General features: G+C 56.6%; 13 protein-coding genes and 3 pseudogenes. 7 read left to right on the forward strand and 9 right to left on the reverse strand.

Features of this window, described 5'->3' with window-relative positions; genetic code table 11:
* The first annotated feature begins 8 nt into the window (after window positions 1–8).
* Together nifT and N2A41_RS19410 are read left to right on the forward strand one after the other, a co-directional pair.
* Window positions 9–215 carry a putative nitrogen fixation protein NifT gene (gene nifT, locus N2A41_RS19405; RefSeq protein WP_020048095.1) on the forward strand — a complete coding sequence of 69 codons (207 nt, stop codon included), beginning with the start codon at window positions 9–11 and terminating at the stop codon, window positions 213–215.
* 136 nt (window positions 216–351) lie between these two features.
* Window positions 352–989, forward strand: a pseudogene (locus tag N2A41_RS19410) (hypothetical protein); the annotation flags it as partial.
* On the opposite strand, the pseudogene tnpC reads toward N2A41_RS19410, so the two are convergent.
* The 9 genes and pseudogenes from tnpC to N2A41_RS19455 form a co-directional block, all read right to left on the reverse strand.
* Window positions 947–1,956: pseudogene (gene tnpC, locus N2A41_RS19415) on the reverse strand (IS66 family transposase); the annotation flags it as partial. The pseudogenes N2A41_RS19410 and tnpC overlap by 43 nt on opposite strands.
* A 71-nt stretch (window positions 1,957–2,027) precedes the next feature.
* Window positions 2,028–2,384, reverse strand: coding sequence for an IS66 family insertion sequence element accessory protein TnpB (gene tnpB, locus N2A41_RS19420; protein ID WP_131664062.1), 357 nt, complete (start codon window positions 2,382–2,384; stop codon window positions 2,028–2,030).
* Window positions 2,381–2,812 (reverse strand): IS66-like element accessory protein TnpA, encoded by a 432-nt coding sequence (tnpA, locus tag N2A41_RS19425; protein WP_204333213.1) that lies wholly within the window; start codon window positions 2,810–2,812, stop codon window positions 2,381–2,383. The genes tnpB and tnpA overlap by 4 nt, the downstream gene beginning before the upstream one ends.
* Before the next feature lie 102 nt (window positions 2,813–2,914).
* A pseudogene (locus tag N2A41_RS19430) lies at window positions 2,915–3,038 on the reverse strand (DUF982 domain-containing protein); the annotation flags it as partial.
* A gap of 7 nt (window positions 3,039–3,045) precedes the next feature.
* The gene (locus N2A41_RS19435) at window positions 3,046–3,825 is read right to left on the reverse strand and encodes an ABC transporter permease (RefSeq protein WP_131604687.1); all 780 of its coding nucleotides are present in this window, start codon (window positions 3,823–3,825) and stop codon (window positions 3,046–3,048) included.
* 3 nt (window positions 3,826–3,828) lie between these two features.
* Complete coding sequence (gene nodI / locus N2A41_RS19440) at window positions 3,829–4,863, reverse strand: nodulation factor ABC transporter ATP-binding protein NodI (RefSeq protein ID WP_011654224.1); 1,035 nt, start codon at window positions 4,861–4,863, stop codon at window positions 3,829–3,831.
* Between the two features lie 37 nt (window positions 4,864–4,900).
* Window positions 4,901–6,178, reverse strand: a complete 1,278-nt coding sequence (nodC, locus tag N2A41_RS19445) for a chitooligosaccharide synthase NodC (protein ID WP_003551808.1) — start codon at window positions 6,176–6,178, stop codon at window positions 4,901–4,903.
* A gap of 22 nt (window positions 6,179–6,200) precedes the next feature.
* Window positions 6,201–6,851: a chitooligosaccharide deacetylase NodB gene (gene nodB / locus N2A41_RS19450; protein ID WP_011654222.1), complete on the reverse strand. Its 651-nt coding sequence runs from the start codon at window positions 6,849–6,851 to the stop codon at window positions 6,201–6,203.
* Complete coding sequence (locus N2A41_RS19455; protein WP_131604689.1) at window positions 6,848–7,438, reverse strand: NodA family N-acyltransferase; 591 nt, start codon at window positions 7,436–7,438, stop codon at window positions 6,848–6,850. Before N2A41_RS19455 ends, nodB begins: the two co-directional genes overlap by 4 nt.
* Before the next feature lie 258 nt (window positions 7,439–7,696).
* Between N2A41_RS19455 and N2A41_RS19460 the strand changes: the two genes are divergently transcribed.
* The 5 genes from N2A41_RS19460 (at window position 7,697) to glmS (ending at window position 14,328) form a co-directional block, all read left to right on the forward strand.
* Complete coding sequence (locus N2A41_RS19460; protein WP_003551803.1) at window positions 7,697–8,629, forward strand: LysR family transcriptional regulator; 933 nt, start codon at window positions 7,697–7,699, stop codon at window positions 8,627–8,629.
* A 644-nt stretch (window positions 8,630–9,273) separates the two neighbouring features.
* On the forward strand, window positions 9,274–9,552 hold the full coding sequence (locus N2A41_RS19465; RefSeq protein ID WP_011654221.1) for an acyl carrier protein: 279 nt from the start codon (window positions 9,274–9,276) through the stop codon (window positions 9,550–9,552).
* The gene (locus tag N2A41_RS19470) at window positions 9,553–10,764 is read left to right on the forward strand and encodes a beta-ketoacyl-[acyl-carrier-protein] synthase family protein (protein ID WP_003551798.1); all 1,212 of its coding nucleotides are present in this window, start codon (window positions 9,553–9,555) and stop codon (window positions 10,762–10,764) included.
* Window positions 10,765–11,357: 593 nt separating this feature from the next.
* A complete protein-coding gene (gene nodL, locus N2A41_RS19475; RefSeq protein WP_003551796.1) occupies window positions 11,358–11,930 on the forward strand; it encodes a nodulation O-acetyltransferase NodL in 573 nt (190 codons plus the stop codon).
* A gap of 571 nt (window positions 11,931–12,501) precedes the next feature.
* The gene (glmS, locus tag N2A41_RS19480) at window positions 12,502–14,328 is read left to right on the forward strand and encodes a glutamine--fructose-6-phosphate transaminase (isomerizing) (protein WP_131604691.1); all 1,827 of its coding nucleotides are present in this window, start codon (window positions 12,502–12,504) and stop codon (window positions 14,326–14,328) included.
* Window positions 14,329–14,378: the final 50 nt, after the last annotated feature.

The following is a 14,378-nucleotide window of genomic DNA, read 5'->3' on the forward strand; positions in this document are numbered from 1 at the left end:
GGACATGCATGAGAGTGACAATCAGCAGAACTGACGTCGGCTTATCGGTCTATATTCACAAGAAAGACCTTGAGGAACCGATCATTTCGGTTGAGCACAAAAACCTATGGGGCGGCTTAATTTTGCTGAAAAATGGATGGCGGATAGCCCTCCCCGACCTATCGCAGAACAGGCGCCTGCCCGTTACTGTCGACGCGAGGAGGCTATCCAGTTAGCATGTGCGCAGGTTGATAGATGAGCGTCGATGCGAAGGGCAAGCGGGCATACAACCCAAATAGAGGGCATGGAGTTCCCGATCCCTTGAAGGCGGCCATCGGCAAGAGGCCGCCAGTAAATCAGCAGGAATCCGATATGATGCAATTCAACGAAACAACGCTCAAGGACCCCGTGGTCCCCATCCTTAGCGATATTGGCGGAGCTGTCAGCGTGCCGCTGGTGCGGATCGGAGATGCTCACGGGCTATACAGCTGAAGGCAGTCGGGCCGGTGAAGGCCGACGAACTTGCCGATGCCTCGGATGCGCACTCGTTATGTGCGGGAGTGGCTGGCGGCACGGGCCGCCTCAGGCTGTGTGCACCAGGAGCGAGGATTGTTCTCGCTGGCACCCGAGCGGGCCCACGTGTTCGCCGAGCCGGGCAGCCCGGTCAACCTGATTGGCGCGTTACGATACGGCTGCCGCGATGGTCGAGAACCAACTGCAAGCCGCCTTCAAAACGACCGGGGGTTGCCTGGGGCGACCAAACTCGCTGCATGTTCTGCGCCGTCGCGCGGCTGTTCCGCCCTGGTTACGTCGATGCCCTCGTCCTGGAGTGGCTGCCGGGGCTCGATGGTGTGATCGACAAGCGGAAAACCGGTGCCACGGTTGCCGACGGAGAAAACATCAATCCGGTTGAGGGGCTTTACTACTCAGCCTCGACGATGATCTGCGTTCCGACCTCCATCGCACAAGAGACAGGGCTCGCGCTTGGTGCGCAAGCGGGAGAGAAGCGACGACGGACATGCGACCAGCAAAATGCCAGAGATACGGTGTTCTTGGCAGCCAACGGGCGATAGCCGCTATAGCCGTCTACCTGAAGAATGCCGACGAAACCGTCGAGATGGGCCATCGGACGCTCGGCTTTGCGATCCGGCGCGTAGACATAGACGACGCCGGGCGGATCGGTTCCCTGCCAAGGCCTGTCATCGCGGGCATACGCCCAGAGCTGGCCGGTCTTGGTCCTGCCCCGTCCCGGATCGAGCACGGGTGCTGTCGTTTCGTCGGCGAAGAGCTTGGATGATGTCTTCAAAAGGTCGAGCAACCTTTGATGAACAGGTCGCAGATGCCAGGCGGCGCGGCCGACCCAATCCGCGAGTGTCGATCGGTCGAGATCGATCCCTTGCCGCTTGTAGATTTGCGCTTGACGATAGAGCGGCAGGTGATCGGCATACTTGGAGACCAGGACCTGGGCGACGGTTGCTTCGGTCGGAATACCGCCTTCGATCAGCCGGGAGGGAGCCGGAGCCTGAACCACGACATCCTCACAGGCCCGGCAGGCATACTTCGGGCGGCGCACGACCAGCACACGGAACTGGGCCGGAACGATACGTCTTCGCCAATCCGATGCAGATCATGGCGACACCCTGGGCAGGCGTGATCATCGATATCGACGACCATCTCAATGCGTGGCAGGTGAGCTGGCAATGAACCCCGGTTCGTCCGCCGTTTGGCAACACGTGCCCGGCGTTCAGCGACCGACGCCTCTTCCTTCGCTTCGAGACCATCCGCTTCGACCTGCTCGGCCTCTTCCAAGCCCAAAAGTAGCTGATCTTCGGGAAGCGTTTCGGCTCGGCGACCGAACCGGTGGCGCTGCAATTCCTTGATGATCTGCCGCAAGCGGGCATTCTCCGCCTCGCGCGAAAGCACCATCGCTTTCAGCTCGTTCAGGTCATCCGGAAGCTCGTCCGCCCTTGTCGTCATGGGACAAGAACAGCATATCTTGCCTCGCAAAACGAGCTATTGGATGCGGCTGATTCAATTGGTCGCGGCCGCTATCCGGCCTCAACGGGGGTGCGCGTTTCGATTGGCGCATGCACGCGTTTCCAATCGAGTCCCTCGAACAAAGCCGAGAATTGCGCGGCCGTCAGATGCATCGCGCCGTCCTGCATTCGGGGCCAATGGAACTCGCCATCCTCAAGCCGCTTGGCGACCAGGCATACGCCACTGCCATCCCAGAATATCAGTTTGATGCGGTCGGTTCGCTTGGCCCGGAACACATAGATTGTGCCGGAGAACGGATCGGCACCCATCTCGGCCTTCACCAATGCGGCCAATCCCTCTGCGCCTTTGCGGAAGTCGACGGGCTTGGTGGCGATCATGACTTTCACCGCACCAGACGGGCCAATCACGACGATGCCTTCATGGCTTGGATGACCGCTGCGATGGTCGCGCTGTCCGTGCCAGATGCGATCCTGAGTATCGCACCGTCAATCTCCAGCTCGATGGCGACTGCTAGCGGCGTGCTCCTAGCCATCGTCTTTCGCCGTCTCAAAGGCATCTCTGCAGGCTGATCCATCACCGCTGGCACGAACATCGGCGTTGACGTCTGCTCCGATGGGCTCCGCGACTGCCGCCGCCAGGTGAACAACTGACCGGGCGACAAACCGTGCCGCCGCGCAACAGCGCTGACCGACATCTCGCCGCTATGACTTTCGGCAACAATCTGAAGCTTCTCCTCGTCGCTCCATTCGCGGCGGCGACCTGATCCAGTGAAAACCTCAAACCGCTGCACCATCTCATCGGCCTTGGTGCTACGCGTAAACCCTGTAATCGTCATATGTCGAAGCCCTGTTCGGGCACAACATCAACGATCAGCCGGCGACCCGAGAGGTGGGAGGAAAACGGCGCTTACCGCTCAATGCGCTAGCTTTGATAGCAACCCGTCATCGCAAGGCCATGCGTTGATCAGAAGACGCGCCGTGTCGCCCAGCGTCCATGCGATCTTGCGGGATGCCGGGCCTCGCCCCCAAAACCGGCGTGAGTGCTGATGATGATGTGAAGCAGCATCCGTCACCGCATTAGTCGCCGCCGAAGCAATGCGGTCGACATGAAGAATGGCACAACTATGTAGATGCAGAGAACACCGATATGCAGGCAGGCATTGGTTATTGGTTGGCCCAGCATCGTCGGGCGGATAACATCTATCGAATGTGCCAAGGGCAAGAAGGCCGCTAGCTGCTGGAACGCTACAGGCAATTGGTCTATGGGAAAGACCGCGCCTGATAAGAACAACATCGGTGTGATGACCAGCGTTTGATAAAATATGAAATAATCGTAGCTGGGCGCGAGGGCCGTGACGACCATTCCAAGGCTCGCAAAGGCTAAGCCCGTGATGGCGATGACCGGAAGAGCATAGAGAAGAGCCAGCCAGTGAGTGTATCCCAACATGGCGGCGACGATACCAATACCGGTGCCTGCGAGCGACGCCTTGGTTGCTGCCCACGCCATTTCCCCAACGACGATATCCCCTAGCGTGAGCTGTGTGTACAACATTGCTTCCCAGGTGCGCTGGCCCTGCATTCGGCCAAAGGCCGCATAGATAGTCTCGAAGGTTGCAGCAGTCATCGCGCTTGTCGCGATCATTCCAGCCGCCAAAAATGCAGTGTACGATACGCCGTCAACGCGCCCGACCATCACTCCCAATCCAGCGCCGAGCCCGAATAGGTATATTATGGGATCGGCTAGATTTCCGAGAATGGATGCCAGCGCCGCTTTTTTCCAAGCCAGATAGTTTCTGCGCCAAACTGCGAGCCAGTTCAAACCGCCGGCGGGTAATGTTGCTACGCCCATCGTCTACTTCTCCATCTCGCGTCCGGTTAACCGCAAGAAGACATCCTCTAGATTTGGTGGACGCTCCAGCAAGCGCAGGTTCGAATATGCACGCAGTTGCGCGCGCACCTGCTCTGGATCAGGCGTGTAGCAGAACAGGGTCTCTCCGCTGATTTCCAGTCGCCTAGCATTCGGCCTGATCAAAAGACTTAGCTCCTGCGGATCGCCACCATAAATTTCGATCACGGGACAGCCAATCTGCTCCTCGATCAGGGCATGCGGTCGGCCTTCGGCGATCTTTCGGCCAGCTTCAAGCACGCACAGCCGGTCGCACAAGCGCTCCGCCTCTTCCATGATATGGGTCGTCAGAAGAATTGTCTTGCCGCGTGCCAACAGCGATCGAAGTCGTTCCCAGATCAAGTGGCGCGCGTGTGGGTCGAGACCGGTGGTCGGCTCGTCCAAAATGAGTAGCTGCGGGTCATTAATGAGCGCACGCGCCAAAGTGAGGCGCCGCTTCATTCCTCCCGATAGGTCTGCCACACGCGTATTCGCCTTGCTTTCAAGTCGCGCAAATTCAAGCAGCGATGGGATGACCGTTTCGATTTCTCGGGTGCTCATGCGGAAGTAGCGGCCGTATACCAAAAGGTTCTCACGGACCGTGAATTCCAGGTCGAGATTATCGAACTGAGACACGATCCCGATTTTCGCGCGCGCCAAGCGAACCTGGCCCGGCTCCTGCGCTCCGAGTACAGTGATCTTGCCTACACTCGGCGACGTCATTCCTAGGATCATACGGGTGATCGTGCTTTTACCTGCGCCGTTCGGTCCTAAAAGACCAAAACATTCTCCTGCGGCGATAGTAAACGACAAGTCATTGACGACGATTTTACCACCATATGATTTCGAAACGCCGGCCAGGTCGATTGCGACTGGGGACAATGAGCCAGAAGGCGAATCCATTGCCTTAAATTTCCATTGGTGCTGCCGCTCCGATAGGATGAGATGATCCTGGTGCCGATCAGCGATCGTCGTCTTCAAATTCGTTAATTGCCCGTTCATTTCTTGTCCCAGATTTTGAGCTGCAGTGACGCGTTCATCACTCGCCACTATAGGCAATTTCAGATGTCGCCCGCCCTGGCATTTTGGTAGCGCCCTGCTGCCCAACAGTGGGCGCAATCGCGACTGATCCGCGCGACAGCCAGTCGCTATTGGATAGGGTACAAAGGGCATAGGCCTTCAAGGGAATTAAGAGAAAGATGTTCACGAGCGTGTGGAGAGCAAAACCCAAAAACCTAAGTTCGCGGGCGCGATAGGCAGCCACGCTACAGCGTACAAGAGTCATGGATCCAATGACCAGGATCGTCCACCAGGGCAGTGTGGCGGTCAGCGCAAACTGGCCAATTCCTGTCAATACCGACAGCGCAAGAAGTAGCAGGCCGACATTTTGCCCGATTGCGTCCAGCGTGAGATACCGATCGAGACCAGGCAGTACAGGAAGCGCAAGCAAAGTATCCCGAAAGGTGCTGCGTGCCCACCGTAGTTGTTGGCGTAGATAAACACCCATCGTGTCTGGAACGACTGTCGCCGCGATGGCGCTCGGAACATACTCAGTTCGAAAGCCTGCGCTCAGCATGAGAATCGTCAAATGGCGATCTTCGCCGAAGTCACTCGGCTTGCCGCGATAAAGCTGCGTCTCGTACTGATCGAGCAGCGAAAGCATAGCAGACCGACGGTACATCGCACATGGGCCGCAGCAACACATAACTGCACCGAAGCGAGCTTGTGCCGCGCGCTCCTCGTTGCAGGCAAGCCAGTACTCCATGTCAATCAAGCGAGTTAGCCAGGTGTCCGCCTGGTTACTGGCTTTCATTTGGCCCATCGCCGCACCGACTGCTGGATCCCGCATTTTGTGGGCAAGCTTAGATACGACGTCGGGGGCGATCGTGGTGTCTGAGTCCACATTCAAAATGAGATCCCCAGAGGACTGGGTTATAGCGGCGATTTGCGCTTTGCGCTTTCCAACATTTTTAGGGAGAATTGTGAAGTTGAATCTCTCATCGTCTGCATAGGCAGCGCGCTGAGCCACAACCGCGTCGCGATTTTTGGAACCGTCGTCGACTACATAGATGCGCAATTTTCCGGCATAATCTTGCTCCGCAAGCGACGCGAGGCATTCCGAAAGAACGATTGGGTCCTCGTTGAAGCACGGCACGATGACATCAACGCTTGGCACGGGGTTGGTTTCAATGTCTTTCGCAGGTGTTGTTGAGATCGTTGTCCGCCTAGCATGAAAGACCTGCGCGCTCTTGTAAACGGTGGAGAGCATTGCATAAAGCGAGATGGCGGCGATGCTGGTTGTTGCGAGCAGGGTCATGGTTTCTCGTTTGTCCAGTGTTTCAGGGAAGTGAACGAATCTCGAATCCGCGGCTATGCAGTGCCGGAATAATTCGAGAGAGTGCTATGAGCGTCTGGTCACGGAGTCCGGCAAGCGAGCATTGCTCCACCTCATCGGGAGGACACCCGTCGTGCAAAAGCACGATTGCCCCAGGCCGAGCAGCAGCAAGCACCTCATCAACGATCACGTCGACGCCCGGGCAAGACCAGTCTCTAGGGTCGGCCGACCAGTGAACGGCTCCAAGTCCAGCCCTCACCGATGCTGAAAGGACGTCTTCAGTCCAAACCCCGTAAGGCGCTCGTAAGTGCCGGACCAAGGCTTGGGGACAGGCCGAGACAATAGCTTGATGCGCCTCGTCTATTTCACGTTTCACATCCTTGGGATCGCAGGTGGCGAGGTCGGGATGCGTCATGGTATGATTGGCGACATCATGACCTTCCGCCACAAGACGCCGAATGAGTTCGGGGTGATCCTTCACGTATGAGCCGATAGCAAAAAATGTCGCCGGAACGCGGTGCTCAGCTAGAACATCCAGGATTTGCGGCGTGCAGAATGGATTAGGACCGTCGTCGAACGTCAAGTAAACGCAGCGAGCTTCCTGGCCGCTTGTGTGATTGACCGGTACTTCGCTCATATATGCGGGCCGCTTCATAGTTCCGACCCGTTTCGTTCAATCAACGAGCCCGCGGGCCACTCAGTCATTGGACGGTCGACGGGAACCACCAATACGAGGACATCTTCAGTGCGCGTGGCTGGCAGGTCGGAATGCGCGTCTGGAAGCGTCGAGCGCACACGCAGCCCGGTCATGATATTTGCGGTACCGTCTCGGCAGTATCTTTCCATATGATTCCGCATGGCGTGGCGAACTGTTCCGAAAGCAAATGGAACGCTCAACTCGCGCAGAATCGGAAACATAGCGCGGACCGAGTGAGCGATGCCTAATCCTTCTAGATCCGGTCGCACTCCGTACAGGCCTAGCTCGGCCACAAGCAATTCAGTCGTACCGACTTTTATGAAGCGGCGTAACAAGCCCATGTGGCTAGCGACGCCGTGCGAGTCATATGCGATTGCGCGGCGTTCGGGCCTCGCACCACCCCAGCTTCGGCCAGTCTCGAACGGCTTGGCATTGAACGCTCCCGTCGGCCCATAGGTCTTGCAAAAAAAATCGGCGAGTTCCGCGTGGTCGGAAGCTTCCAGCTCATTTTCCCAGCATATTTTCCATCGCACTTCAGAAGACATGCAAAAGCTCCAAGTTGTTTCTTCGCCCAACCACGATCAGAGCTGCGCGATATTGTTGCGCATACTTGTTGGATTGCCGGTTAGGCAATCGAGCGGTTAAGAGATGTAAGAGTCTCAAATCGGGCCCCTGCCCGGCGCTTCGTTTTTTAGTTCCTGGTCCTGATATTGATCAAGTTCCGGGTTTTCTATAAGTGATCCGAAAGATTGGTAAAATTGATTGTTTGGATGGCAATCATCTATGGAATGGATATTCAACCCATGCGTTTTAAAGGCCTAGATCTAAACCTTCTTGTAGCACTCGACGCTCTAATGACCGAGCGCAAGCTCACAGCAGCGGCGCGCAGCATCAACCTCAGCCAACCCGCCATGAGCGCTGCCATCTCTAGGTTGCGCGACTATTTCCGCGACGACCTTTTTATCATGCAGAGACGGGAGCTAGTTCCGACCCCGCGTGCAGAGGCACTTGCCCCCGCTGTTCGCGAAGCCCTCTTGCATATTCAGCTCTCCGTTATCGCTTGGGATCCAATAAACCCAGCGGAGTCCGACCGCCGATTCAGAATTATCCTCTCAGACTTCATGGCACTGGTCTTCTTCGACAAGATAATACTGCGCTTAGCTCGGGAGGCGCCAGGAGTCAGCTTCGAGTTGCTGCCACTTGACGACGATCCGGAGGAGCTTCTCCGCCGTGGTGATGTCGATTTTCTGATCCTCCCGGACTTATTCATGTCCGGCGCCCATCCGAAGGCAAGGCTTTTCGAAGAGAGACTGGTGTGCGTCGGCTGCCCTACGAACGAGCAGTTACAAGGGCAGCTCTCCTTGGAGCAATATATGTCCATGGGACATGTTGCGGCTAAGTTCGGACGTGGTCTCAAGCCTTCCGTAGAGCAATGGCTATTGATGCAGCACGGCCTCAAGAGGCGTATTGAGCTCGTCGTCCCGGGGTTTAACTTGATCCCGCCATTGCTGTCTGGCACTAATCGAATAGCAACCATCCCCCTGCGGCTGGTCAAACATTACGAACGAACTATCCCACTAAGAATCATTGAGCATCCTTTGCCGCTTGTTTCGTTCACTGAGGCTGTCCAATGGCCGGCTCTTCACAACACTGATCCTGGAAACATCTGGATGCGCGAGATTATGATCCAAGAGGCTTTGCGCATGGAATCTGAGATGGAAAGTTGTACGTCGTAAGCGGCACCGTCGGCTCATTTCACAGCCCCAGTAATTAGATCCATACGCATTGGCTGTGTTCCCAAAGGAGGTATTACGTTACAGGCGGCCCCCCGCCGCCTCAGCTCAGCTAGCAATCGAAGCTATTGCCGAGAGCGATCGTTTCTATCTGAGAAGGTGCGATTCGTAATGCTTTCCCTGGCCTCATGCAAAAGTGATTCAAAACTTTATTCCTGTAACTTATGTTCGGCCCATCGCGGAAACCAGCATCCAGCTGCGGCGACTTCCCCGACCTTCCGCACATGCCTTCTGCGCGAAATTGAGCAACGCGCCGACCCGGGATAGTAGCCGAAGCTCTACTTTCGATCCCGCAATACTTGTTCTTAAGGATTTGCAACGGCGCCGGCGCGAGAAGTTAGCCGCGGCAATATGTCGAGCCACAATCCATAGTGTGGATGCTTTTGATCCACACAATCAATTTTACCAATGATGCCATATGATCCATAGCAGGGCAGCCGCGCGGCGAGATTCCGGTAAGTTTTATTGGTTTCTGTCGTCACTTCGCAGACGAGCCGGAACATCTTCCGATGTTCGCAGCAATTAGATCGAGCCTTCTCGCAAGGCCGTCGGCTTGTCGAAATTAGGCATGATGGAGAGGAATACAAATGGCTGATCAACTCACACTGGAAATTATCAGTGCGATCAATAAGCTCGTCAAAGCTGAAAACGGCGAAAGAACGAGCGTAGCCCTCGGCGAAATAACGACTGACACTGAGTTGACTTCACTTGGCATCGATTCGCTGGGTTTGGCCGATGTCCTTTGGGATCTGGAGCAGCTCTACGGCATTAAGATCGAGATGAATACGGCCGATGCCTGGTCGAACCTCAACAATATCGGCGACGTGGTGGAAGCCGTCCGTGGCTTGCTCACCAAGGAGGTCTGAATGGACAGGCGCGTCGTTATCACCGGATTGGGCGGACTGTGCGGACTGGGCACCGATGCTTCCTCTATCTGGACGGAGATGCGCGAAGGCCGCTCCGCCATCGGCCCGATCTCAAACTCAGAGATTCATGAGCTGAAGGGGATGATCGGGACCGAGATCAAGGTGCTGCCTCAACACGACATTGATCGCAAACAGCTCATCTCCATGGACCGCTTCAGCCTGCTAGCCGTGCTTGCAGCTAAACAAGCCATGCTACAGGCCGGCCTTTCGTGCAATGAAGGAAATGCCCACCGTTTCGGCGCGACAGTGGGCGTTGGCTTTGGCGGCTGGGACGCTACCGAGAAGGCCTACCGCACCCTCCTATTGGGCGGCGCGACTCGCACTGAGCTATTCACTGGGGTAAAGGCAATGCCTAGCGCGGCTGCCTGTCAGGTAAGCATGAACCTCGGGCTGCGGGGGCCAGTCTTCGGTGCCACCTCTGCCTGCGCCTCGGCCAACCATGCGATCGCTTCAGCGGTAGATCAGATCAAGCTCGGTAGGGCGGACGTTATGCTAGCTGGAGGAAGCGACGCGCCACTCGTGTGGATCGTGCTTAAGGCATGGGAAGCAATGCGCGTACTCGCTCCAGATACTTGCCGGCCATTCTCGGCCGACAGGAAAGGACTAGTTTTGGGCGAGGGTGCGGGCATGGCCGTGCTGGAAAGCTATGAGCATGCCGCCGCCCGCGGTGCAACGATGCTTGCCGAGGTCGCCGGCATCGGCCTTTCCGCCGATGCCTACCACATCGCTGCACCAGCTGTGCATGGGCCGGAGGCGGCGATGCGCGCCTGCCTTGTTGATGCGAGTTTAAATGCCGAGGATGTAGACTACCTCAACGCCCATGGCACCGGCACCAAGGCCAACGATCAGATCGAAACGACGGCGATTAAGCGCGTCTTTGGTGACCATGCTCGATCGATGTCCATCTCTTCTACCAAATCCACTCACGCGCACTGCCTCGGGGCAGCAAGTGCGCTCGAAATGATAGCCTGCGTGATGGCGATCCAAGAAGGTGTCGTGCCGCCCACCGCCAACTATCGCGAGCCAGACCCCGATTGTGACCTGGATGTGACCCCTAATGTGCCCCGGGAGCGAAAGGTGCGCGTGGCCATGAGCAACGCCTTCGCCATGGGCGGCATGAATGCTGTCCTTGCGTTCAAGCAGGTGCCATGAAGTTAAGACCGTCACGATTGAACCCCTTGTAGGGCCAGCAGCAAATGCCTGAACCAGGCGCCGCCGATTCCCTTCAGCAAGGCTTCGCTGCAATTCCGCAGATACTCAGGCATCTGAAAGCTCACGCTACACCGAATTCACCACGTGCCGCGGGGAGCTGGAGCCCGCTATTTTTCGACGCCGGGAGCTCTCACGCGGCTCGCCGGCGACCAAAGTTTAGGCCTCACCTTTTCTGCCCGCGAATAAGGAGTGTTGCTTTCGATTCCACCTCTGCCTTCACCCGATATCCCGCCAGGTGCCAGCTTGATCGCGAATTAGTCGCTGGTCCGGTGTTTTTGGGGCGCTTGCCGCTGTGTACGGAACCTGCCAAGTTGAATCCGCACATCTGATTGTGCCCTCCCCGAGCTGGTGAAACGCAAGGTCGCTGGTGCCGTCAGCCCCTTGTGCAGGATTTGCCTCGCTTGAGCAGACGACTTCAACCGGCCGCCAAAGGGGAAAGATTGCTGTTTACTCCTCTGTGAGCTCTGCCGTTATTAGTTGAATTCCAGCGGCAATCACCGACCACCCCCACGAACAAGATCTGAGAAGATACGATGACACGCAGCCAAAAAGAGAAGATGCTAGCAGGCGAAATGTACAACGCAGCGGACCCCGAGATCCAAGCCGAGTTGCTCCTCACCGGGGCTTGGTTGAAGCGGTATAATGACACGCTGGGCGACTCCGCCGAGCGGTGGAATGGGCTCCTTTTAGAACGATTGGGAGCAGTCGGGCTTGGAGCGGTTATTCGTCCTCCGTTCCACTGCGATTACGGGTTCAACATCCGGATCGGAGCTTGGGTTTACATCAATTACAACTGCGTCATTCTTGACGTGGCAGCGGTAACTATCGGTGACGGAACCGCAATAGGCCCTGCTGTGCAGATTTACACCGCGGACCATCCACATGATCCAGAGCAGCGCCAGGCTGGACTGCAGTTGGGACGACCTGTCAGCATTGGCAGGCACGCCTGGATTGGCGGTGGAGCAATCATTCTCCCGGGCGTGACAATTGGCGATCACGCTGTCATTGGCGCTGGTAGTGTGGTCACGCGAGATGTTCCTGCAGGAAGCACGGCCATGGGAAATCCAGCTCGGGTCAAGGCTGGTGGACGCTTGCCGAAATCATAAAAGCAGGCCTTGGGGTAAATCCGGCGGTAAAGGGCTGGTTTCTTTGCTTCTGCGAACGGACTTCTGGCCGCCATGGCCCTTTCGGTTCCAACTGTCGGCACTTTCACTCTGACGCCAACCTCTTTGCAAATGCGGCTGCGCAGTCCTGCTGACCGATTCGTGATCATGTTTGCATGCAAAGGGGCAACTACGCCTTAGGGTCAGCCCGCAGACACATACCGCTTCACCTGCAGAAAAACGAATTGCCTTTCAGCCCGTGCGCCGATGAAAAACAATTGGCGGCATGTCGTCGGCAAATAACAATTCCTGTTGGCGCGAACATTTTCAGAGGCAGGCCCCACGCCCCGGTCGTAGCTTATCAGTCGACACTTTGCAGAAGGCATCATGCGCTGCCTACAGCGTCTAATCGACGCAACCCGAGTGGGAGACATCCATATCGTGGATGATAGCTATCCCAACAATCAATTTTACTAATCTGTTTGGATTTATTAGCACGCGCTGGAGGACACGCGCCGAGCGGCGTCCGCCTCCTGATTACCTGTCGGGGGCTCTTGGGACATGGGTGACGAGCATGTGTGGGATTGTTGGCATAGTGGGACATAAGCCCGTGTCGGAGCGGCTGATCGAAGCCTTGGGGCGGCTGGAATATCGCGGCTATGATTCATCCGGCGTTGCTACGATCTTCGAAGGAGAATTGCACCGGCGCCGTGCGGAAGGCAAGCTCGGGAACCTTAAAACGAGATTGAAGGAAGCGCCCCTGAGCGGCACTGTCGGCATTGCCCACACACGATGGGCGACCCATGGCGCACCGACAGAATGCAACGCTCACCCGCACTTTACCGATGGTGTAGCCGTTGTTCATAACGGCATCATCGAAAATTTCTCCAAGCTAAAGGACGCATTGGCGGAGGTAGGGGCCAAGTTCCAGACTGACACGGACACCGAGGTGATTGCGCATCTCCTGACAAAATTCCGCCGGGATGGCATGGGATGCCTTGAGGCAATGCATGCCATGTTGAAGTGCGTCGAGGGCGCCTTCGCTCTTGCCATCCTGTTTGAGGATGATCCCGCGACCATAATGGTGGCGCGCAATGGACCACCGTTAGTGATAGGCCACGGCGATGGTGAGATGTTTCTAGGCTCCGACGCGATCGCTCTTGCTCCGTTCACCAATGACATCACATATCTGAACGATGGCGATTGGGCTGTTGTAGGCAAAACGAGTGTCCAGGTTTTCGATATCGAAGGCAATGTCGTTACGCGCCCACGGCACATATCGCTTGCTACCGCAGACCTGGTCGGCAAGGGCAATCACCCGCATTTTATGGAGAAGGAAATCTACGAGCAACCGGAGGTCATCGCCCGTGCTCTTGGTCACTACATCAATGTCAACGATAGTCATGTCACAACGACTTCAACCGACATCGATTTCGCCGGGGTTGAGAGCCTCGCGATCTCCGCCTGCGGCACGGCATATCTTGCGGGACTAATTGGCAAATATTGGTTCGAGCGCTACGCACGCTTAATCGTTGAAATTGATGTCGCCTCTGAATTCCGTTATCGAGAAATCCCGTTGTCGCCGCGGTCGGCAGCGCTCTTCATCTCTCAATCTGGTGAGACGGCTGACACGCTTGCATCGCTGCGCTATTGCAAAGCACATGGTCTGAGAATAGGCGCTGTCGTCAATACGCGAGAATCAACTATGGCCCGCGAGGCAGATGCCATCTTTCCGATCCTCGCCGGGCCAGAGATCGGCGTTGCTTCTACCAAGGCATTCACTTGCCAGCTTGCTGTTCTCGCTGCGCTAGCCATCGGCGCAGGCAAGGCGCGGGGCACGATCACAGACGACGAGGAACAGGTGCTCGTCCAAAGTTTGGCGACCTTGCCGGGCGTTATGCGACAGGTGCTGAACGACATCACGCCGGAGATCGAACTCTTGTCTCGGGAATTGTCGCATTACCGCGACGTGCTCTATCTCGGCCGCGGCACGAGTTTCCCATTGGCCATGGAAGGTGCGCTGAAGCTCAAGGAGGTTTCCTATATCCATGCTGAAGGTTATGCGGCAGGAGAATTAAAACACGGTCCGATCGCCCTGATCGATGAAAATATGCCAGTCATTGTCATCGCGCCACATGATCGGTTCTTCGATAAAACTGTCTCCAATATGCAGGAAGTGGCCGCCCGCGGCGGCCGCATCATTCTGATCACCGACGAAACGGGAGCTTCGATGTCAAAGCTTCCCACCATGCACACTATCGTATTACCCGATGTTGCGGAGATTATCGCGCCGATGATCTTCTCTCTGCCGCTGCAGCTTCTTGCGTATCATACCGCGGTCGTTATGGGGGCAGATGTGGACCAGCCGCGGAATCTAGCTAAATCGGTCACAGTCGAATGATTGTGACGATTGGTTAGATCGCAAATCGCCTCCCGGAAAATCCAGGACTT

This window comes from Rhizobium sp. SRDI969, from assembly GCF_025152725.1.
Classification (GTDB): Bacteria; Pseudomonadota; Alphaproteobacteria; order Rhizobiales; family Rhizobiaceae; genus Rhizobium; species Rhizobium leguminosarum_I.

Bases quoted from the DNA above. Each gene is read 5' to 3' on its own strand.
- nifT (WP_020048095.1), top strand. From the start codon at position 9: ATGAGAGTGACAATCAGCAGAACTGACGTCGGCTTATCGGTCTATATT.
- tnpA (WP_204333213.1), bottom strand. From the start codon at position 2,812: ATGACGATTACAGGGTTTACGCGTAGCACCAAGGCCGATGAGATGGTG.
- N2A41_RS19435 (WP_131604687.1), bottom strand. From the start codon at position 3,825: ATGGGCGTAGCAACATTACCCGCCGGCGGTTTGAACTGGCTCGCAGTT.
- nodI (WP_011654224.1), bottom strand. From the start codon at position 4,863: ATGAACGGGCAATTAACGAATTTGAAGACGACGATCGCTGATCGGCAC.
- nodC (WP_003551808.1), bottom strand. From the start codon at position 6,178: ATGACCCTGCTCGCAACAACCAGCATCGCCGCCATCTCGCTTTATGCA.
- nodB (WP_011654222.1), bottom strand. From the start codon at position 6,851: ATGAAGCGGCCCGCATATATGAGCGAAGTACCGGTCAATCACACAAGC.
- N2A41_RS19455 (WP_131604689.1), bottom strand. From the start codon at position 7,438: ATGTCTTCTGAAGTGCGATGGAAAATATGCTGGGAAAATGAGCTGGAA.
- N2A41_RS19460 (WP_003551803.1), top strand. From the start codon at position 7,697: ATGCGTTTTAAAGGCCTAGATCTAAACCTTCTTGTAGCACTCGACGCT.
- N2A41_RS19465 (WP_011654221.1), top strand. From the start codon at position 9,274: ATGGCTGATCAACTCACACTGGAAATTATCAGTGCGATCAATAAGCTC.
- N2A41_RS19470 (WP_003551798.1), top strand. From the start codon at position 9,553: ATGGACAGGCGCGTCGTTATCACCGGATTGGGCGGACTGTGCGGACTG.
- nodL (WP_003551796.1), top strand. From the start codon at position 11,358: ATGACACGCAGCCAAAAAGAGAAGATGCTAGCAGGCGAAATGTACAAC.
- glmS (WP_131604691.1), top strand. From the start codon at position 12,502: ATGTGTGGGATTGTTGGCATAGTGGGACATAAGCCCGTGTCGGAGCGG.